Raw genomic sequence first — 18082 nt, forward strand, 5'->3', positions numbered from 1 at the left:
GGCCCATCGGATGAAACTGCTGCAGGATATCCGCCGCATCGGCGAGCTGGCCGCGCCGGTCCTGGTCGGCCAGCTCGCGGTGATCGCGTTCGGCGTGATCGACACCATCATGGCCGGGCGCGCCTCGGCCGCCGACCTCGCCGCCGTGGGACTCGGCGGCTCGATCTACGTGACCGTCTATATCAGCCTGATGGGCGTGCTGCAGGCGCTCGCGCCGATCGCCGGGCAGCTGCACGGCGCCGGCCGCGCGGCGGAGATCGGCAGCGAAGTCCGGCAGGCGGCCTGGCTGGGCGTGGCGCTGGCCGTGCCGGGCATGCTGCTGCTGGCCTTTCCCGGGCCCCTGCTGCATTTCGCCCAGGCACCGCCCGAACTGGTGGAAAAAGCGACCCGCTACCTCCACATCCAGGCCTTCGGCCTGCCGGCGGCGCTGGGTTTTCGCATCTACTCGGCGCTGAACAATGCGCTGTCGCGGCCGGTGATGGTGACCGTGCTACAGATCGTCGGGCTGGGCGTGAAGATTCCGCTCAATGCCTGGTTCATCGGCGGCGGCCTGGGCCTGGCGGCGATGGGCGGCCCCGGCTGCGCGCTGGCCTCGGCGCTGATCAGCTGGATGTGGTGCATTTCCGGCGTGATGATCCTGCGGCGCAACGCGGCCTACCGGCCGCTGCAGATCTTTTCGAGCTGGGCCTGGCCGCAGGCGCGGCCGATCCGCGCGCTGCTGCGCCTGGGCGTGCCGATGGGCCTGACCTACCTGATCGAGATCACGTCGTTTACGCTGATGTCGATCTTCATCACGCGCATGGGCACGGTGGTGCTGGCGGGCCACCAGATCATCGCCAACCTCGGCGCGGTGGCCTACATGCTGCCGCTGTCGCTGGCGATCGCCACCTCCACGCTGGTGGCCCAGTCGATCGGCGCGCGCGATCATCTCGCGGCGCGCCGCATCGCGCGGCGCGGCATCTGCCTGGCGGCGCTGCTTGCAATCCTGGTCGGCAGCCTGCTGTGGATACTGCGCGAGCCGCTGCTGCATGCCTACGCCAAGGATCCGGCAGTGGTGCGGGCAGCCCTCCCCCTGATGCTGTTCATCGCCTTCTACCAGGCCTTCGACGCGGTGCAGGTGATGACCGCCTTTATTCTGCGCGCCTACAAGATCGCGCTGGTGCCGACGCTGATCTACGCCTTGTCGCTGTGGGGCGTCGGGCTGGGCGGCGGCTATGTGCTGGGCTTCGGCCTGATCGGCTCGCTGCCGGCCTTCACGCGCGGGGCGGCGGGCTTCTGGCTGGCCAACAGCGTGAGCCTGGCGCTGGCCGGTTCGCTGCTGGTGCGCTATTTCGTCACCGTGAGCCGGCGCCGGCCGGACTGAAAACCCGGCACCGGATAATCGCACGCCGCCGGGGCGCCGATAATGCGCCGCACCGGTACCGGCGATATCGCTCCTCGCGCCGGGGGATTATCGAACCGCGCCGGGAAGCGTGGCGGCAGCGACGAATATCGCGCGATGAAAACGGCAGGCGGGGAAACGAAAGGGGAAACTCGGGCGGAAAAAGAAAAACCCGCATGGCATAACCATGCGGGTCTTGATTTGGCGGAGTGGACGGGGCTCGAACCCGCGACCCCCGGCGTGACAGGCCGGTATTCTAACCAACTGAACTACCACTCCAGTACTTCTACCTGCCACCGGCAGCGATGCCACCGACGACAAACCGGACGTTTGGTTACGTCCGCAATCTGGCGTCCCCTAGGGGATTCGAACCCCTGTACTCACCGTGAAAGGGTGATGTCCTAGGCCTCTAGACGAAGGGGACAGAAACTTGTCTTTCGACTTGTTCCGTCTGGCGTGGCAAATACCGGTTTAATCCGATTTCACCACACCGGGAAGCTTCGCATTACCACACTCGAAACTTCCGGCATTTTGGTGGAGCTAAGCGGGATCGAACCGCTGACCTCTTGCATGCCATGCAAGCGCTCTCCCAGCTGAGCTATAGCCCCATGGTACTACGTTACTGCTTATTTACCGCTCCAGCTTGCTGCTGCTGTCGTTTCGCGTTTGTTTCTTCGTTTCAGCGAAAACAAGATTATATAAACAACCTTGCTTTTTGACAACCCCTTTTTTTAACTTTTTTTAGCGATCCGCATTACTGCGGAATTACTACTGATCGCTGCCATCCGTTAAGCCCGCTTGGTTTTTGTCCGCGCTGCAGGGAGAACGAGATTATGCTCAAGTCTCGACAGGAGTGCAAGCCCCTTTCGAGACTTTCTGTAAAAAAATTCAGGCGAGGCCGGCTTGCAGCCGGCGCAGCACCGTATCGCGCCCGAACAGCTCCAGCACCGCGTCGATGGCGGGCGTCTGCAACTGCCCCGCCACCAGCAGGCGCACCGGCATGGCCAGCTTGGGCATCTTCAGGCCGAACTCGGCCAGCACGGCCTTGAAGGCAGCGCTGATGTCCTCGCGCTTCCACTCGGCCAGCGCTCCCAGGCGCGCCGCCAGGGCCAGCAGTGCCGGCAGGGTCTCCGCGTTGAGATGCTCGGCCTTGAGCGCGGCGTCCGGCTGCGGCTCGCCGCGGTAGAACAGCAAGGCGGCCTGGGCCACTTCCTTGAGCGTATTCGCGCGGTCCTTGACCAGCGCGATCACGCCTTCCAGGCTGGCGCCGCCCTCCACCTTGCCGCCCAGCGCTTCGACGAACGGCAGGGTCAGCGTGGCCAGGCGCGCGTTGTCGCCCACCTTGATGTAGTGGTTGTTGAGCCAGGCCAGCTTTTCCGGGTTGTACTGCGCCGGCGACTTGCCGAGGTGCTCGAGATCGAACCACTCGACGAACTGCTCGCGCGAGAAGATCTCGGCGTCGCCGTGAGCCCAGCCCAGGCGGGCCAGGTAGTTGAGCACCGCCTCGGGCAGATAGCCTTCGTCGCGGTAGCCGGTCACAGCCATGGCGCCGTGGCGCTTGCTCATCTTCTCGCCCTGCTCGTTGAGCACGGTCGGCAGGTGGGCGTAGACCGGCGGCGTGCCGCCCAGCGCGCGGATGATGTTGATCTGGCGCGGCGTGTTGTTGACGTGGTCGTCGCCGCGGATGACGTGGGTGATCTTCATGTCGAGGTCGTCGACCACCACGCAGAAGTTATAGGTGGGCGTGCCGTCGGGCCGCGCGATCACCAGGTCGTCCAGCTCGTCGTTGGCGATCTCGATGCGGCCCTTGACCGCGTCGTCCCACGCCACGCTGCCGCCGATCGGGTTCTTGAAGCGGATCACCGGCTGCACGCCGGCCGGCGGCTCGGGCAGCACCTTGCCCGGCTCGGGGCGCCAGAAGCCGTTGTAGCGCGGCTTCTCGCCGCGCTCGCGCTGGGCCTCGCGCAGCGCGTCGAGCTCCTCGGTGCTCATGTAGCACGGATAGGCCAGTTCGCTCTCCAGCATCTGCCTGACCACTTCGCGGTAGCGGTCCATGCGCTGCATCTGGTAGTAGGGGCCTTCGTCGATGTCCAGCTCGAGCCAGGCCATGCCTTCCAGGATGACGTCCACCGACTCCTGGGACGAACGCTCGACGTCGGTGTCCTCGATGCGCAGGATGAAATCGCCCTTCATGCGGCGCGCGAAGGCCCAGGGGTAGAGCGCGGAGCGGATGTTGCCGAGGTGGATGAAGCCGGTCGGGCTCGGCGCGAAGCGGGTGCGGACGCGTTGTGTCATGTCGGAGCGAAACAAAAAAGCCCGCGCGCGGATGCTGGCGCAGGCCGGGGTGTAGGATCGCGGCATTATAGCAAGCGGGGCGCCCCGCCCGGCCCCGCCGCGCCCGGGATGCCGCCGCGCGCGGAATCATTTATCCTCTGCCCGGTCTGAAATGCTGCCGCGCGGACGCGGGGCTGGCGCCGGCCGCACATTCATGCCGGCACGGCGCCGGCTGTGCCGGCCGCGGCATTTCCCCTTCCCTCACGGATCCATGCAACGACGCCACTTTCTCGGCGCGGGCGCGGCAGCGCTGCTCGCCGCCTGCTCCTTCGGGCCCAAGCCCGGCACCCTGACTGCCCAGCCGCAGGCGCCGGCCGTCACGCCCGCGGTGCCGCCGCTGCCGCCCCGCCCGCTCAAGATCGGCCTGGCCCTGGGCGGCGGCGCCGCGCGCGGCTTCGCCCATATCGGGGTGATCAAGGCGCTGGAGGCCCAGGGCATCCACCCCGACCTGGTCACGGGCACCAGCGCCGGCGCGGTGGTCGCCGCGCTCTATGCCTCGGGCATGAGCGGCTTCCAGCTCAACAAGCTGGCGCTGACCATGGACGAAGCCGCGATCGCCGACTGGGCGCTGCCCTTCGGCACCCGCTTCGGCGGCTGGCTCAAGGGCGAGGCGCTGCAGAACTACGTGAACAAGCTGGTCGGCAACCGCCCCATCGAGGCCATGAAGTTGCCGCTGGGCATCGTCGCCACCGACCTCAAGACCGGCCACGGCATCCTGTTCCGGCGCGGCAACACGGGCCAGGCAGTGCGTGCGTCCAGCAGCGTGCCCGGGGTGTTCCAGCCGGTCTCGATCCAGGGCCACGACTACGTCGACGGCGGGCTGGTGGAACCGGTGCCGGTGGATTCCGCGCGCACCATGGGCGCGGACTTCGTGATCGCGGTGAATATCTCCGCCGATCCGTCCAGCCAGAACAACGGCGGCCAGAGCGGCGTGCTGCTGCAGACCACCGCCATCATGGGGCAGTCGATCAACAAGATGGCGCTGGCGCGCGCCGACGTGGTGATCCGCCCCGACCTGCCCGACATGGGCGGCAGCGACTTCACCGCGCGCAACCGCGCCATCCTGGCCGGCGAGCAGGCCACCGCGGCCGTCCTCGCCAGCCTGCGCGACAAGCTCGCGCAGGCGCGCCTGAGGCCCGCCGGCACCATGGCCGCGCAATAGCCCAACAGCGCGACGGCCGCCCGCCGGACCGGCTTCGGGCGGCGTCAGGCAAATGAAAAAGGACTGCCGCGGCAGTCCTTTCTCCATCTGGAACGGCGCCGGAATCAGCCGCCGTACAGCGCGCGGTTGCCGGCGTTCGGATCGAAGCGCTTGAGCGTCTCGACCATGTTGCCGAGATTGTCCGCGCCGACGCCATTCTGCGGCTTGTCGTCGATGCGGCGGGCGCCGTTGTAGCGCGTCACCCAGTACGAGGCACGCATGTCGTCCACGCGGATCTTGCTGCCGGTGGACGGCGCGTGCACGAACTTGTTGTCGCCGATATAGATGCCGACGTGCGAGAACGTATGGCGCATGGTGTTGAAGAACACCAGGTCGCCGGGACGCAGGTCGCTGGCCGCCACCGTGGTGCCGACCTGGCTCATTTCCACCGAACGGCGCGGCAGCATGAAGCCGAACGTGTCATTGAAGACGTAGCGGACGAAACCGCTGCAGTCCAGGCCCGATTCCGGGCTGTTGCCGCCGAAGCGGTAGCGCACGCCGATCAGCCCGAGGGCGTTCATGACGAGGTCGCCGGCCTTGCTGGCAACGTGGCTGGTGGAGCTCATCATCGAGGACAGCAAGCCGCGCTTGCCTTCCGGATGCGGGTCCGAGCTCAGCTCGCTACGCGCATCGATGCGGGCGTCGGGGTCCTTGAACACCGTATCGGCCAGCACTCCATTCGACAGAGCAGCACCGCAGGCAATGGCAATTCCAACGGCGGCGCGCGCCAGGGAATGAAGTACCGTTCGCTGCATTGGTTCTCCTGATCAATCGGTCTTTGCCCGGCCCGGGACAACACGCCGGGCTGGCTCGAATTCAACGTGGGTGAATTTCACCCGAGGGCGGTATGCAATAAGCAGACCATCGGCAGACCCTTCGGTCATGTGCCGCAAAATGCTCGCGCCGCTCATAAGCGGCGCGCGAACCACCCCTGAAAATACTTCTCGCCGGATGGTATAAGGTTGTCATGCACATGTCAAAGTGCGTTACAAAATCCCCCTAAAAGACTTTGGAATCAAGCCCATACGTCAGAAGTCGCATCTGCTTTCTCGTTTATCTTATGTCAGTCCCGCGTCAATCCGGTGACACCCCGATTTCCGCCGCACCAATTTGCGGCTCGGCCGGCGCCGGCGCACCAATTTCGGCCGCCAGCATCAGCTTGCGCGTATAAGCGTGCTGCGGCGCACCGAGCACGGCCTCGGTATCGCCGGCTTCCACCACCTCGCCGGACTTCATCACGATGACGCGATGCGCCATGGCGCGGATCACCGCTAGGTCGTGGCTGATGAACAGGTAGCTGAGGTTGTACTTGCGCTGCAGCTGCGTGAGCAGCGCCAGCACCTGCTGCTGGATCGACACGTCCAGCGCCGAGGTGGGCTCGTCCAGCACCAGTACCTGCGGCTTGAGGATCAGCACGCGCGCGATCGCCACGCGCTGGCGCTGGCCGCCCGAGAACTCGTGCGGATAGCGCCCCAGCGCGGTGCGGTCCATGCCGACCTCGCGCAGCGCCTCGGTGACGCGCTGGCGCATGGCATCGCCCGACAGTCCCGGCTGGTGCAGCGCCAGCCCCTCGCCGACGATCTGCTCAATGGTCATGCGCGGCGACAGCGAGCCGAACGGATCCTGGAACACCACCTGCAAGCGCGACCGCAGCGTGCTGCGCTCGCGGCGCGAGACCTCGTCGAGGCTGCGGCCGAGGAAGCGGATGTCGCCGCCGCTGTGCCGGGTCAGGTTCAGCACGGCATGGGCGAGCGTGGTCTTGCCGGAGCCCGACTCGCCCACGATGCCGACGGTTTCGCCCTCGCGCAGCGTGAAGTCCACGCCCTTGACCGCGGCAAACTGCTCGCGACCGAACCAGCCGGCCATGCCGCGCTTCTTGCGCGCGTAGTTCACGCAGAGCTGCCGGGCCTCGAGCAGCACCGGCGCCAGCGGCACCAGCGGCAGCACCTCGCGGCGCGGCCGGCTGTCGATCAGCTTGCGGGTATAGGGATGCCGCGGCGCGGCGAACACCTCGGCGGTCTCGCCCACCTCCACCAGCACGCCTTTTTCCATCACGCCCACGCGCTGGGCGAACGCACGCACCAGGTTGAGGTCGTGCGTGATCAGCATGACCGCCATGCCGAACTCGGCCTGCAGGTCGCGCAGCAGGTCCAGTATCTGCACGCGGATGGTGACGTCGAGCGCCGTGGTGGGCTCGTCGGCCAACAGCAGCTTGGGCCGGCAGGCCAGCGCCATGGCGATCATGGCGCGCTGGCGCTGGCCGCCCGAGAGCTGGTGCGGAAAGCTGTCGAAACGGTGCGCGGCGTCGCTGATGCCGGTGCGCTCGAGCAGCGCCACGGCGCGCTCGCGCGCGGCGCGGCGGTCCAGGCCCTCATGCAGCGCCAGCGTCTCCACGATCTGGTTGCCGATCGTGTAGAGCGGGTTGAGCGCGGTCATCGGCTCCTGGAAGATCATGGCGATCTCGGCGCCGCGGATGCCGCGCATCTCGCGCTCGGACACCTGCAGCAGGTCGCGCCCCTCGAAGCGCACCGCGCCCTGGTAGCGCGCGTCCTCCACCAGCCGCAGCATGGCCAGCGCGGTCACGGTCTTGCCCGAGCCGGATTCCCCCACCAGCGCGAAGCGCTCGCCGGCGCGCAGGTCGAAGCTGACGTCGCGCACCGCGCGGGTCGCATCCTCGCCGTGGCCGAAGGTCACCGACAAGCGCTCGATGCACATCAGCGGACCTTCGCCGCCGTCGCGCGGCGCGCGGGACTTGCCCCCTTTCACCTTGCCGGCCCCGCCGGCTTGCGGCAGCATGCTCACGGGGTCACCTCCGCGGCGGGCGAGCCTTCCGGCGTCTTGGGCTCGGCGCGGCCGCGCAGCTGCGCCAGTCCCAGGCGGGTATCGAAGGCATCGCGCAGCGCGTCGCCCATGAAGGTCAGCAGCAGCAAGGTCAGCACCAGCACGGCGAAGGTCGACAGGGAGATCCACCAGGCATCCAGGTTGGCCTTGCCCTGCGCCAGCAGCTCGCCCAGGCTGGGCGTGGTGGGCGGCACGCCCAGGCCGAGGAAGTCGAGGCTGGTCAGCGCCAGGATGGCCGCGCTCATGCGGAACGGCAGGAACGTGATGACCGGCGTCAGGCTGTTGGGCAGGATATGGCGCCACATGATCTGCACGTTAGACAGGCCCAGCGCGCGCGCCGCCTTGACGTAGTCGAGCGAGCGGTTGCGGTAGAACTCGGCGCGCACGTAGTCGGACAGCCCCATCCAGCCGAACAGCGACAGCAGGATGATCAGCAGCGCCAGGCTGGGCGTGAAGATCGAGGCAAAGATGATGAGCAGGTAAAGCTCCGGCATCGAGCTCCAGATCTCGATGGCGCGCTGGGAGACCAGGTCGAAGCGCCCGCCGAAGAAGCCCATCAGCGCGCCCGTGAGCGTGCCGATCACCACGCCGATCAGCGTCAGCGCCAGGCTGAACAGCACCGAGACGCGAAAGCCGTAGAGCAGCCGCGCCAGCACGTCGCGCCCGCGGTCGTCGGTGCCAAGCCAGTTCTCCGACGAAGGCGGCGCCGGGTTGGGCTCCTTGGAGAAGTAGTTGAGCGTGTCGTACGAGTAGCGGTTGGGCGGGAAGATGGCGAAATTGCCGTTGCTGGTGATGCGCTCCTGGATGAACGGGTCGAGATAGTCGGTGCGCGTGGGAAAGTCGCCGTCGAAGGTGGTCTCCGGGTAGACCTTGACGATGGGGAAATACCACTCGCCCTTGTACTTCACCACCAGCGGCCGGTCGCTCGACAGGGCCTCCGCGAACAGGCTCAGCACGAAGATGCCGATGAACAGGATCAGGCTCCAGTAGCCCAGCCGGTTGCGGCGAAAACGCTGCCAGGCGCGCTGGCGCGGCGACGGCGAATGCGGCAGGCCGTTGGGCAGCGTGCGCGAGCGGAATTTCATCGGTGCACCGCCTCGAAGTGGATGCGCGGGTCGACCATCACATAGCAGACGTCGGAGATCAGCCGGGTGACCAGGCCGATCAGGGTGAACAGGTAAAGCGTGCCCAGCACGACCGGGTAGTCGCGCCGCAGCACCGCCTCATAGGACAGCAGGCCCAGGCCGTCGAGCGAGAACAGCGTCTCGATCAGCAGCGAGCCGGTGAAGAAGGCGCCGATGAAGGCGGCCGGGAAACCGGTCACCAGCGGGATCAGCGCGTTGCGGAAGATATGCTTCCACAGCACGCGGCGCTCGGCCAGGCCCTTGGCGCGCGCGGTCAGCACGTACTGCTTGCGGATTTCCTCGAGGAAGGCATTCTTGGTCAGCATGGTGATCACCGCGAAACTGCCCACCACGGAAGCGGTGATCGGCAGCACCAGGTGCCACAGGTAGTCCATCACCTTGCCCATCATCGAAAGCTGGTCCCAGTCGTCGGAGGTCAGCCCGCGCAGCGGGAACCACTGCACGAAGGTGCCGCCGCCGAACAGCACCAGCAGCAGCACGCCCAGCACGAAGCCGGGAATGGCGTAGCCCACCAGCACCACCATGCTGGTCACCACGTCGAAGCGGCTGCCCGCCCGGATCGCCTTGGAGATGCCGAGCGGCACCGATATCAGGTAAGTCAGGAAGAAGGTCCACAAACCCAGGCTGATCGACACCGGCATCTTGGACTTCACCAGCTCCCACACGCTGCGGTGCTGGAAATAGCTCTGGCCCAGGTCGAAGCGGGCAAAGCGCTTGAGCATGATGAAGTAGCGCTCGAGCGGCGGCTTGTCGAAGCCGTAGAGCGCCTGGATTTCCTTGATCTTGTCCGGGTCCACGCCGCGGCGGCCACGGTATTCCGCGCCGCCGCCGCTGGCCTCGCCGCCGCCGCCCCGCCCTTTCATCTCCATCATCATCTGCTCGACCGGGCCGCCGGGCACGAACTGGATCACCACGAACGTCAGGGTGATGACGCCGATCAGGGTCGGGATCATCAGCAGCACGCGCTTGAACAGGTAGGTGAGCATCTTGGTTCCTTCGATTCCGCGCAGCGCTCAGCGGGCGGCTGTCTTGGCGTCGGCGCGCCACCAGTTGCTCAGGATCCATCCTTCGGCCGTGTAGTAGTACGGCAGGCGTTGCGGATAGACCAGTTCCTTGCGGTACGCCACGCGATGCGACGCGCTGTACCAGTTGGGCACGATGTAGTAGCCGTGCATCAGCACGCGGTCCAGCGCGCGCCCCGCGTTGACCAGTTCCTCGCGCGTGTGGGCATGCAGCACATTATCGACCAGGCGGTCGACCGCCGGCGACTTGAGGCCGAACAGGTTGTCGGAGCCGGCCACGCCGGCGGCCTCGCTGTTGAAGCGGTCGCGCAGCTCGTTGCCGGGGCTTTGCGAATCCGGGAAGCGGATCGACACCATGTCGAAATCGAAGTCTTCGAGGCGTTTCTGGTACAGCGCGAAATCCGTGGTGCGCTGGTTCACCTCGATGCCCAGCTTCTCCAGGTTGCGCACATAGGTGGTGATGACCCGGCTCATCGCGCCGCCGTCGTCCAGGAACTCGAACACGAAGGGCTCGCCCTTGGCGTTGCGCAGCGCGCCGTCCTCGTAGGTCCAGCCCGCCTGCGCCAGCAGCCTGCGCGCGGCCCGCAGGTTGTCGCGCAGCGAATGCGGCGGGTTGGTGGTGGGCTGCGCGACGATGGGGCCGAACACCTCGGGCGCCAGTTGCGCGCGCAGCGGCTCCAGCAAGGCCAGCTCGCCGGGGCCCGGGCGGCCGTCGAAGGCGGCGCTGGCGGCCAGCTCGCTGTTGGAGAACCAGCTGTCGAGCCGCCGGTAGGCGCCGTAGAAGAGCTGGCGGTTGAGCCACTCGAAGTCCAGTGCCAGGATCAGCGCCTGCCTGACGCGCACATCCTGGAACATCGGCTTGCGCATGTTCATCACGAAGCCCTGCATGCCGGCCCCATTGCGGTGCGGGAAGTCGGTCTTGAGCAGTTCGCCGCTGGAGAAGCGCTTGCCTTCGTAGCTCTTGGCCCAGCTCTTGGCCTTGTACTCGACGATGGCGTCGAACTCGCCGGCCTTGAACGCTTCGAGCTTGGCGGTTTCGTCCTTGTAGAGGCGGTAGACCACGCGGTCGAAGTTGAAGGTGCCGCGCCGCACGGCCAGCTCGTTGCCCCAGTACGCCGGATTGCGCTTGAACGTGATGCCGCGCCCGGCGTCGTAGCGCTCGATCAGGTACGGGCCGCTGGCCACCGGCTCCTCGAAGGTCAGCTTCTCGAACGGCACCGTGGCGGTCCATTTCTTCGAGAACACCGGCAGCGAGCCGACGATCAGCGGCAGCTCGATATTGCGCTGGCGGAAATCGAAGCGCACCGTGTGCGGGTCCACCACGGTGACCGCCTTCACGTCCGTGCACATGCTGCGGTAGCCGGGGCTGGAAGCCTTGCTCATCAGCATGTCGTACGAGTACTTGACGTCGCTGGCCAGCACCGGGTCGCCGTTGCTGAAGCGCGCCCGCGGCCGCAGGCGGAAGGTCACCGACAGTTCGTCCGGCGCCACCGTCACGTCCTCGGCCAGCAGGCCGTAGGCGCTGGCGGTCTCGTCGGCGCTGGCGATCAGCAGCGATTCGAACATCAGCGTGTTCACGCCCGGGGCCGAAGTGCCCTTGAGCGTGAACGGGTTGAACTTGTCGAAGCTGGTGCGGCGGTCGGGATTGGCCAGCGTCAGCGTGCCGCCGCGCGGGGCATCGGGATTGGCGTAGTCGAAATGGGTGAAATCGGCGGGGTACTTGAGCTCGCCGTACTGCGCAAAGCCGTGGGCCGCGCCGGCGGATAGGGGAAAACCCGCGGCAGCCAGGGCAAAGAGTCCGCAACCCAGCACCGCAAACGTGCGCAAGCGCTGCCATGCCGCCTGAAGCGGTCTACGTGCGCGAATATACATCCGGTTGGAAACCTCCACCTGAATCGGACAAGCCACGGCCGTCGGCGGCGCGGTCAAGTTATGAGACAATTTTACATTGGATCGGATGACAACCAGCCATCCGGACATTCCAGTACGCGGCGCAGCAAACACATCGCCCCCGGCTGCCGCGACGCGGCCATCGCGCGGCGCGCGCCGCAACCCCGGACCTCGTTGCACGAATCGTGCCCGTCCGCCCCGAACATCATTGGAGAATTTATGGGATTTCTGGCAGGTAAGCGAATCCTGATCACCGGCTTGCTGTCCAACCGCTCGATTGCCTACGGCATCGCATCGGCCTGCAAGCGCGAAGGCGCGGAACTCGCCTTCACCTATGTCGGCGAGCGCTTCAAGGACCGCATCAACGACTTCGCCAAGGAATTCGACAGCCAACTCGTGTTCGAGTGCGACGTCGCCAGCGACGAGCAGATCGCCGCCACCTTCGCCGAACTGGGCAAGAGCTGGGACAAGCTCGACGGCCTGGTCCACTCGATCGGCTTCGCGCCGCGCGAGGCGATCGCCGGCGACTTCCTCGAAGGCCTCTCGCGCGAAGCGTTCCGCGTGGCCCACGATATTTCCGCCTACAGCTTCCCCGCGCTGGCCAAGGCCGCGCTGCCGCTGCTCTCCGACAAGGCCTCGCTGCTGACGCTGACCTACCTCGGCGCGGAACGCACGGTGCCCAACTACAACACGATGGGCCTGGCCAAGGCATCGCTGGAAGCCAGCGTGCGCTACCTGGCCGCCTCGGTCGGCCCGCGCGGCATCCGCGCCAACGGCATCTCCGCCGGCCCGATCAAGACGCTGGCCGCGTCCGGCATCAAGGGCTTCGGCAAGCTGCTGGGCCATTTCGAGGAAGCCGCGCCGCTGCGCCGCAACGTCACCATCGAGGAAGTCGGCAACGTGGCCGCGTTCCTGCTGTCCGACCTGGCCAGCGGCGTGACCGGCGAGATCACCTACGTGGATGCCGGCTTCAACACGGTTGGCGCGAGCCTGCCGGCGGAAGCCTGATCCGCGCGGCGCCGCCGCCGCGAATCAAAAAAGGGCGCCAGGCTACTGCCGGCGCCCTTTTTTCGTTTGCCGCGGCCCTGGCCGCCTAGTTCCCGGCCGCGCCGCCGAGGCGGCCCGAACGCAGGTAGTCCACGATCGGCGCCCAGAAAGCCGCCTGCCCCGCCGGCTCGATCGCCGCGTCGTGCGGCAGCGCCGCCAGCGCCACCAGCCGCCTGGCGCCCGCGGCGGCCTGTGCCAGGCGCTCGGCATGGGCAAAGGGAATCACCTCGTCATCGCGGCTGTGGACAAACAGCACGGGCAGCCGGGAATTGCGCAGGCGGTCCTCGTTGTCCCACGGCTCGGGCAGCAGGCGCGCTATCCAGGCCGGCACGCGGCCCGTGACCACCGCGGCTTCCCGCGCCGAGGTGAAACCCGCCGCGATCACCATGCCCGCGGGGGCGGGACGCAGCGCCCCCGCCACGTCGAGCAAGGCGCCGGAACCCAGCGAGAAACCCATCACGTAGCGGCGCGCGGCATGGGGCGTGGCAGCCACGAACTGGCCGTAGGCCGCCATGCCGTCCTCGCGCAGATTGCGCACGCCGGGCTTGCCCCCGCTGGCGCCGTAGCCACTGTAGTCGAACACGCAGGAAGCAATGCCCTGGCGAAACAGCAGCGCCTGGGCGCCGGCCCAGTCCGAGAGGTTCTCCTCGTCGCCGTGGTAGATCAGCAGCGCGGGCGCATCGGCACGCTGCGCCTGCACGCACGAGGCGCGCAGCATGCGCGCGCCGCTGGCGAACGCGAACTGGCGCGACGGCGCACCCAGCTGGTCGGGCGTGAGCGCACCGGCGGCGCTGGCCGGCTTCGGCTCGAACGCGCCGCTCTCCACGGCCAGGAACAGAGCATGGCGCGCCGCGGCGGCGGCCAGCAGCACGCAGGCACCGCCAGCCAGCCAGTAATGCACCTTGCTGGTGCCTCCGCGTAGATTCAGCATGAGCTCGCCTGGGAAGGACACCGCCGCATCTTAATCCACGCCGGCGGCCGGCGCCGCCCGGAAGGGGCGCCGGTCATGGCGCGCGCCGCGCGCCCGCCGAGTCGGCACTTCGGCAGACGCATCGCGTCCCCTGTTCCGGCTAATTGCTCCTGGGCCACCAGATCGCCAGCACGACGGCGGCGATCAGCGCCCACTTCACACAGTAATAGACGCGCCGGTTCCAGGCCTTGAGGCGTTTGCCGACGCTGCGCACGGCGTAGATGTGCCGGAATATCCGGTTGAGCTGGCCGGTGGTGTCGCCCGCTTCGTTGGGCGAGGTGGCGGTGCGCATCAGCGCGTCGCTGATCGCCCGGTTGAGGCGCCGTGCCCAGCCGAAGCGCAGCGGCCGCTCTATGTCGCAGAACAGGATGATGCGGTCGTGCTCCGAATCGTTGCGCGCATGGTGAAGATAGGTCTCGTCGAATACCACGTCCTCGCCGTCGCGCCAGGAATAGCACACGCCGTCCACCCAGATCGCGCACCTGTCGTCGTTGGGCGTGACCAGTCCCAGGTGATAGCGCAGCGAGCCCGCATACGGATCGCGGTGGGGAAACAGCCGCCCTCCCGGCGGCAACCGGGCGAACATGGCGGCCTTCACCGAAGGCAGCCGGCTCAGTATCTCCAGCGTGCGCGGGCAGGCGCCGAGCGCCGACGGGTGCGGCGCCCCGTACCATTTCAGGTAGAAACGCTGCCAGCCCTGGCGAAAGAACGAGTTGAAGCCGATGTCGTTGTAGGCGCCCGCCGCCCGGATGCGGCGCTCCCCGGCCAGGGCCAGGGCTTCGTCCCGTATGGTGCGCCACTCCTGCCGGATGACGTCCATCTCCGGGAAATAGTCGCGGGAAACGAAGGGCGTGCGCGGCACCGCGGAGAAGAGGTAGGCGAAGCCGTTGAGCGGCGCCATGAAGGTGGAATGATCGAACAGCTGGCGGAAGAACCCGTGCCTGGCCTTGCCCCGAAAATGCGTGCAGACAGCACTCGCCACGAATATCGAAAGAAATACCCAGCGCATTTGACCGCCCCTCGACTCCTTGTCCGACGTACGGGAATCCGGCCGGCGGGACCGCCTGGCCGATGTCAAATACTCTAGCAATTCCTGCCCGCCGACGAAACGGCCCGCACCTGCGCGACACGGGGAAAACAGTGTCCCACCGCACGTACCGGCTCATGCCGCCGGAGCGCCGTGACAGGCGCAGCGCGGGGAAGGGAAAACCGCAAGGGCAAACCGGAGAGGAGCCGCGCGGAGGGCGGCAGTGAGTGGCCCGCCCTACACGACTCGAACGTGTGACCGCTCGCTTAGAAGGCGAGTGCTCTATCCAGCTGAGCTAAGGGCGGATCGCGGGGCGCCGCGGCATTGCCATGCCGGGCCCGGTGCGGTGGCCGGTATTCTACCCTAGCCGCGCGCCGCGTCACATATGCCGCCGGCCTGCGGCGCGATGGGCTGCGTCAGGAGGTCTGGGAAATCCGCATGCGCGGCGCCGCGCCGAGGCCGCCGACGCGGTCGGTGGGCTGCGTGGACACGCAGTTGCGCCCCATGGTCTTGGCGTCGTAGAGCGCGTTGTCGGCCCGGCGCATGAGGCCGTCCGCGCCCTCTCCGGGCAACCGTTCCGCCATGCCGATGCTGACCGTGTACGAGATCGCGTCGGGCTCCGACGGGCACGGCGTGGAGCGCACCAGCGTGTTCAGGCGCAGGCTGAGCGCACGCCCCTGCTCGAGCGAGGTGCCGGGCATGACGATGCCGAATTCCTCGCCGCCCAGGCGACCGGCGAAATCGCCCGCGCGCACGGTCTTGCGCAGCAGGCCGCCGAAGTGGCGCAGCACGCTGTCGCCCGCCAGGTGTCCGTAGAGATCGTTGATGGCCTTGAAATGATCGAGGTCGATGAAGGCGACCGTCAGCGGCTGGCGCAGCCGGTCCGCCTCCTGGCAGGCCTCCTCCAGCGCCGCCCAGTAAGGCCCGCGCGACAGCACGTCGGTCAGGTCGTCGTAGCTGGCGCGGCGCTCCAGCCGGCGGCGCAGGCGGTCGTGGGCCATCAGCGCGAAGCTGACCGACAGGCTGACGATGCCGAAGGCATGCAGGATGGTGAAGGTCTCCTGCGGCGCGCGCTTGGGCAGGGTGAGCAGCCCGGCCGGCACCAGCGTCAGGTCGGCCGCCTGGTAGAGTCCCATGCCCGCGCAGGCCAGCGCGATCAGGCCGAGCGACAGCGCCGCCAGGCGGCCCGTGCCGCGCCGGGCGGGCACCTGGGGCACCACCACGCGCAGCAAGGCCAGCGGAAGATAGAGATTGGCCAGCGCGGACAGCAGCGCGGGGCCGGCCGGCGGCGCGCCGGTCAGGTCGAAGTAAGCGGTGCCGCCCAATACCGCGAGGTTCAGCACGCAGAGCGAGGCAGCGGCCCCGTTCATGTCGTAGAAACGGCGGGTGCCGTACACCATCAGCGAGAGCGCCGCGGTCATCAGCGCGTCGACGAGACTGACCACCGGCCAGCCCGGCAGATAATCCTGCGCGGCGAACAGCGCGGCGGCGGCCGTCACCAGCAGCTCGCCGGCCACCCAGGCGCTGAGGCCGGCACGGCCCATGCCCGGCGTGCGCCGCAATACGGCGAATACCACCGCCATCTGCAGCCCGAATAGGGCCGCGACCAGCACACTGACCTGCGACTGAAACATGATTTCCCCGTCCAACTTGGCAGGCGGCGCCACGTCGCGCCGCCATGCGCCCCCGGGGACCCGCAGCCCAGGAGGTTTGCGCCATTCTTGTCACATCGGTCCGCCTGCTTGCGCCCCGGCGGCCTGGGGCGGGCCCCGCTATCGTGGCGGGATGCCCTTCTATTGGTTGCGGCAGTCCTGTCTTCAGACCGCGCCGATCCGCCAGCGGCCCGCCCGCCTTGCGCCTGACCGGGCGCGGGGGCGTGGCCTCCGGGGTGTGCGGATTATGTCAGCGCTCGCGCTCAAGTCAAGCAGCCCTTGTCTCTCCGATGGCGGCACCGGCCGCAACCGCGGCGGCGGGTGGCGTGCCCGGCAATCCAAACAAAGTTTGACCCCCGCCCCTGCCCCGGCTACAATTCGCCGCTTCGGGGCGTAGCGCAGCCTGGTAGCGCATCTGATTTGGGATCAGAGGGTCGCATGTTCGAATCATGTCGCCCCGACCAGTTTTAGGCAATGAGATCAAAGGCTTAGACCATCGGGTCTAAGCCTTTTTTTCGTTCTCGCGCAGCGCTGGCGAAGGATCGGCAAAGGGCTCTCAGGCCGCTTTTTCGGGGGCTCGACCGCAGGCATTGCGACGCAACAATCCGCCCTGCCGGCAGGCATCGCAGATGCCGTGCAGACCACAAGGCCGACCCCCGCGCGGGTGCGTTCATGCACCGCCCGGATCACTTTTCGACCTCGTCGCCCCACCCGCCGCAAGCGTTTTTCGCATCCGGACAAACCCCCGGACAGGCTGGCGCATGGGTGCATTGGCGCGCCTCGATAGCATGCCCATGGTATAATCGCGCGTTAGCCCGGGGTGAATGCAGCATGCCCTGTAACCGGGCGCCCCTGCCGGATGCCGCTTTGCAGCACGCTTTGCGGCGCAGTGCCGGCGAGCCACCGGAAGCATCCTGCCCACGCATCGCCCCGCGCCCACCACGGTAGCACGGCCGCCTTCGCACGCGGCCGCAACCGGCAAGGCAATCGGCCGGGCCTGACGCGCCCCCTGGCGATTCCCTAACGTGGACCATCTAGCACGCGCGCTTGCCGCGTGCCGGTCCGGGTCAGCTTGCCTCTTCGCAACTTCGGCGCACCCAAGCAGCCGGCGCTTGTCACTGCCGGCACCCGGACCTTGCGGCAACCGCCGGCGACGAGCCGGCACCCGCCTCACCGGATTTACCGACATTCATGCAGCCCCGGCTGCAGTAAAGGAAAGAGATTGGCTAAGGAAGAACTGATTGAATTTGGCGGTGTTGTCTCGGAAGCCCTGCCCGACAACCGTTACCGCGTCACGCTGGAAAACGGCGTGGAGATCTGGGCCTACGCTTCGGGCAAGATGCAGAAGCACCGCATCCGCATCCTGGCCGGCGACCGCGTGACGCTGGAAATGTCGCCCTATGACCTGACCAAGGGCCGCATCAACTTCCGCCACAAAGCCTGATGCTCTCCAGCGCCCGCCGCACCGGCGGGCGCTGCGCCGTCACTGCTTCCCGAGGGCGCCGCGCCACTGCGGTCCTGCCCGGGGAAACATCGTGCCGCCGCAGTCCGGACGCGCGGATTTTCCGCGCA

General features: G+C 67.5%; 13 protein-coding genes and 5 tRNA genes. 5 read left to right on the top strand and 13 right to left on the bottom strand.

Features of this window, described 5'->3' with window-relative positions; genetic code table 11:
- The first annotated feature begins 10 nt into the window (after nucleotides 1–10).
- Complete coding sequence (locus ACKI2N_RS12025; RefSeq protein WP_420997547.1) at nucleotides 11–1363, top strand: MATE family efflux transporter; 1353 nt, start codon at nucleotides 11–13, stop codon at nucleotides 1361–1363.
- Nucleotides 1364–1583: 220 nt separating this feature from the next.
- Here the strand turns inward: ACKI2N_RS12025 and ACKI2N_RS12030 are convergent.
- The 4 genes from ACKI2N_RS12030 to gltX all read right to left on the bottom strand — a co-directional run bounded on the left by ACKI2N_RS12030 (nucleotide 1584) and on the right by gltX (nucleotide 3676).
- A tRNA-Asp gene (locus tag ACKI2N_RS12030) sits at nucleotides 1584–1660 on the bottom strand.
- 69 nt (nucleotides 1661–1729) lie between these two features.
- Nucleotides 1730–1805, bottom strand: a tRNA-Glu gene (locus tag ACKI2N_RS12035).
- Between the two features lie 108 nt (nucleotides 1806–1913).
- Nucleotides 1914–1989, bottom strand: a tRNA-Ala gene (locus tag ACKI2N_RS12040).
- Nucleotides 1990–2269: 280 nt separating this feature from the next.
- Nucleotides 2270–3676: a glutamate--tRNA ligase gene (gene gltX / locus ACKI2N_RS12045; protein WP_420997548.1), complete on the bottom strand. Its 1407-nt coding sequence runs from the start codon at nucleotides 3674–3676 to the stop codon at nucleotides 2270–2272.
- Nucleotides 3677–3926: 250 nt separating this feature from the next.
- Here gltX and ACKI2N_RS12050 point away from each other — a divergent pair, with 250 nt between their 5' ends.
- Nucleotides 3927–4877: a patatin-like phospholipase family protein gene (locus tag ACKI2N_RS12050; protein ID WP_420997549.1), complete on the top strand. Its 951-nt coding sequence runs from the start codon at nucleotides 3927–3929 to the stop codon at nucleotides 4875–4877.
- 104 nt (nucleotides 4878–4981) lie between these two features.
- Here ACKI2N_RS12050 and ACKI2N_RS12055 read toward each other — a convergent pair whose 3' ends face one another.
- The 5 genes from ACKI2N_RS12055 to ACKI2N_RS12075 form a co-directional block, all read right to left on the bottom strand.
- Nucleotides 4982–5671, bottom strand: a complete 690-nt coding sequence (locus ACKI2N_RS12055) for a C40 family peptidase (protein WP_420997550.1) — start codon at nucleotides 5669–5671, stop codon at nucleotides 4982–4984.
- Between the two features lie 319 nt (nucleotides 5672–5990).
- Nucleotides 5991–7631 (bottom strand): ABC transporter ATP-binding protein, encoded by a 1641-nt coding sequence (locus ACKI2N_RS12060; RefSeq protein ID WP_420997618.1) that lies wholly within the window; start codon nucleotides 7629–7631, stop codon nucleotides 5991–5993.
- 83 nt (nucleotides 7632–7714) lie between these two features.
- A complete protein-coding gene (locus tag ACKI2N_RS12065; protein ID WP_420997551.1) occupies nucleotides 7715–8842 on the bottom strand; it encodes an ABC transporter permease in 1128 nt (375 codons plus the stop codon).
- Nucleotides 8839–9888: a microcin C ABC transporter permease YejB gene (locus ACKI2N_RS12070; protein ID WP_420997552.1), complete on the bottom strand. Its 1050-nt coding sequence runs from the start codon at nucleotides 9886–9888 to the stop codon at nucleotides 8839–8841. Before ACKI2N_RS12070 ends, ACKI2N_RS12065 begins: the two co-directional genes overlap by 4 nt.
- A 27-nt stretch (nucleotides 9889–9915) precedes the next feature.
- The gene (locus ACKI2N_RS12075; protein ID WP_420997619.1) at nucleotides 9916–11796 is read right to left on the bottom strand and encodes an extracellular solute-binding protein; all 1881 of its coding nucleotides are present in this window, start codon (nucleotides 11794–11796) and stop codon (nucleotides 9916–9918) included.
- Nucleotides 11797–12033: 237 nt separating this feature from the next.
- Between ACKI2N_RS12075 and fabI the strand changes: the two genes are divergently transcribed.
- Nucleotides 12034–12822 carry an enoyl-ACP reductase FabI gene (fabI, locus tag ACKI2N_RS12080; protein WP_420997553.1) on the top strand — a complete coding sequence of 263 codons (789 nt, stop codon included), beginning with the start codon at nucleotides 12034–12036 and terminating at the stop codon, nucleotides 12820–12822.
- 85 nt (nucleotides 12823–12907) lie between these two features.
- On the opposite strand, the gene ACKI2N_RS12085 is transcribed toward fabI, so the two are convergent.
- The 4 genes from ACKI2N_RS12085 to ACKI2N_RS12100 all read right to left on the bottom strand — a co-directional run bounded on the left by ACKI2N_RS12085 (nucleotide 12908) and on the right by ACKI2N_RS12100 (nucleotide 16492).
- Nucleotides 12908–13792: an alpha/beta hydrolase gene (locus tag ACKI2N_RS12085; RefSeq protein ID WP_420997554.1), complete on the bottom strand. Its 885-nt coding sequence runs from the start codon at nucleotides 13790–13792 to the stop codon at nucleotides 12908–12910.
- A 139-nt stretch (nucleotides 13793–13931) separates the two neighbouring features.
- The gene (locus ACKI2N_RS12090) at nucleotides 13932–14840 is read right to left on the bottom strand and encodes an aspartyl/asparaginyl beta-hydroxylase domain-containing protein (protein WP_420997555.1); all 909 of its coding nucleotides are present in this window, start codon (nucleotides 14838–14840) and stop codon (nucleotides 13932–13934) included.
- Between the two features lie 246 nt (nucleotides 14841–15086).
- Nucleotides 15087–15163 (bottom strand) — tRNA-Arg (locus ACKI2N_RS12095).
- A gap of 111 nt (nucleotides 15164–15274) precedes the next feature.
- The gene (locus ACKI2N_RS12100) at nucleotides 15275–16492 is read right to left on the bottom strand and encodes a diguanylate cyclase (protein WP_420997556.1); all 1218 of its coding nucleotides are present in this window, start codon (nucleotides 16490–16492) and stop codon (nucleotides 15275–15277) included.
- Between the two features lie 405 nt (nucleotides 16493–16897).
- Between ACKI2N_RS12100 and ACKI2N_RS12105 the strand changes: the two genes are divergently transcribed.
- Together ACKI2N_RS12105 and infA are read left to right on the top strand one after the other, a co-directional pair.
- Nucleotides 16898–16974, top strand: a tRNA-Pro gene (locus tag ACKI2N_RS12105).
- A 758-nt stretch (nucleotides 16975–17732) separates the two neighbouring features.
- On the top strand, nucleotides 17733–17954 hold the full coding sequence (infA, locus tag ACKI2N_RS12110; RefSeq protein WP_017230249.1) for a translation initiation factor IF-1: 222 nt from the start codon (nucleotides 17733–17735) through the stop codon (nucleotides 17952–17954).
- Nucleotides 17955–18082: the final 128 nt, after the last annotated feature.

Origin of the sequence: Cupriavidus sp. 30B13, assembly GCF_049059565.2 — a bacterium.
Taxonomy (GTDB): Bacteria; Pseudomonadota; Gammaproteobacteria; order Burkholderiales; family Burkholderiaceae; genus Cupriavidus.

What these genes read in the sequence shown, in the direction of transcription:
- ACKI2N_RS12025 (WP_420997547.1), top strand. Translation starts at nt 11, where the DNA reads ATGAAACTGCTGCAGGATATCCGCCGCATCGGCGAGCTGGCCGCGCCG.
- gltX (WP_420997548.1), bottom strand. Translation starts at nt 3,676, where the DNA reads ATGACACAACGCGTCCGCACCCGCTTCGCGCCGAGCCCGACCGGCTTC.
- ACKI2N_RS12050 (WP_420997549.1), top strand. Translation starts at nt 3,927, where the DNA reads ATGCAACGACGCCACTTTCTCGGCGCGGGCGCGGCAGCGCTGCTCGCC.
- ACKI2N_RS12055 (WP_420997550.1), bottom strand. Translation starts at nt 5,671, where the DNA reads ATGCAGCGAACGGTACTTCATTCCCTGGCGCGCGCCGCCGTTGGAATT.
- ACKI2N_RS12060 (WP_420997618.1), bottom strand. Translation starts at nt 7,631, where the DNA reads ATGTGCATCGAGCGCTTGTCGGTGACCTTCGGCCACGGCGAGGATGCG.
- ACKI2N_RS12065 (WP_420997551.1), bottom strand. Translation starts at nt 8,842, where the DNA reads ATGAAATTCCGCTCGCGCACGCTGCCCAACGGCCTGCCGCATTCGCCG.
- ACKI2N_RS12070 (WP_420997552.1), bottom strand. Translation starts at nt 9,888, where the DNA reads ATGCTCACCTACCTGTTCAAGCGCGTGCTGCTGATGATCCCGACCCTG.
- ACKI2N_RS12075 (WP_420997619.1), bottom strand. Translation starts at nt 11,796, where the DNA reads ATGTATATTCGCGCACGTAGACCGCTTCAGGCGGCATGGCAGCGCTTG.
- fabI (WP_420997553.1), top strand. Translation starts at nt 12,034, where the DNA reads ATGGGATTTCTGGCAGGTAAGCGAATCCTGATCACCGGCTTGCTGTCC.
- ACKI2N_RS12085 (WP_420997554.1), bottom strand. Translation starts at nt 13,792, where the DNA reads ATGCTGAATCTACGCGGAGGCACCAGCAAGGTGCATTACTGGCTGGCT.
- ACKI2N_RS12090 (WP_420997555.1), bottom strand. Translation starts at nt 14,840, where the DNA reads ATGCGCTGGGTATTTCTTTCGATATTCGTGGCGAGTGCTGTCTGCACG.
- ACKI2N_RS12100 (WP_420997556.1), bottom strand. Translation starts at nt 16,492, where the DNA reads ATGTTTCAGTCGCAGGTCAGTGTGCTGGTCGCGGCCCTATTCGGGCTG.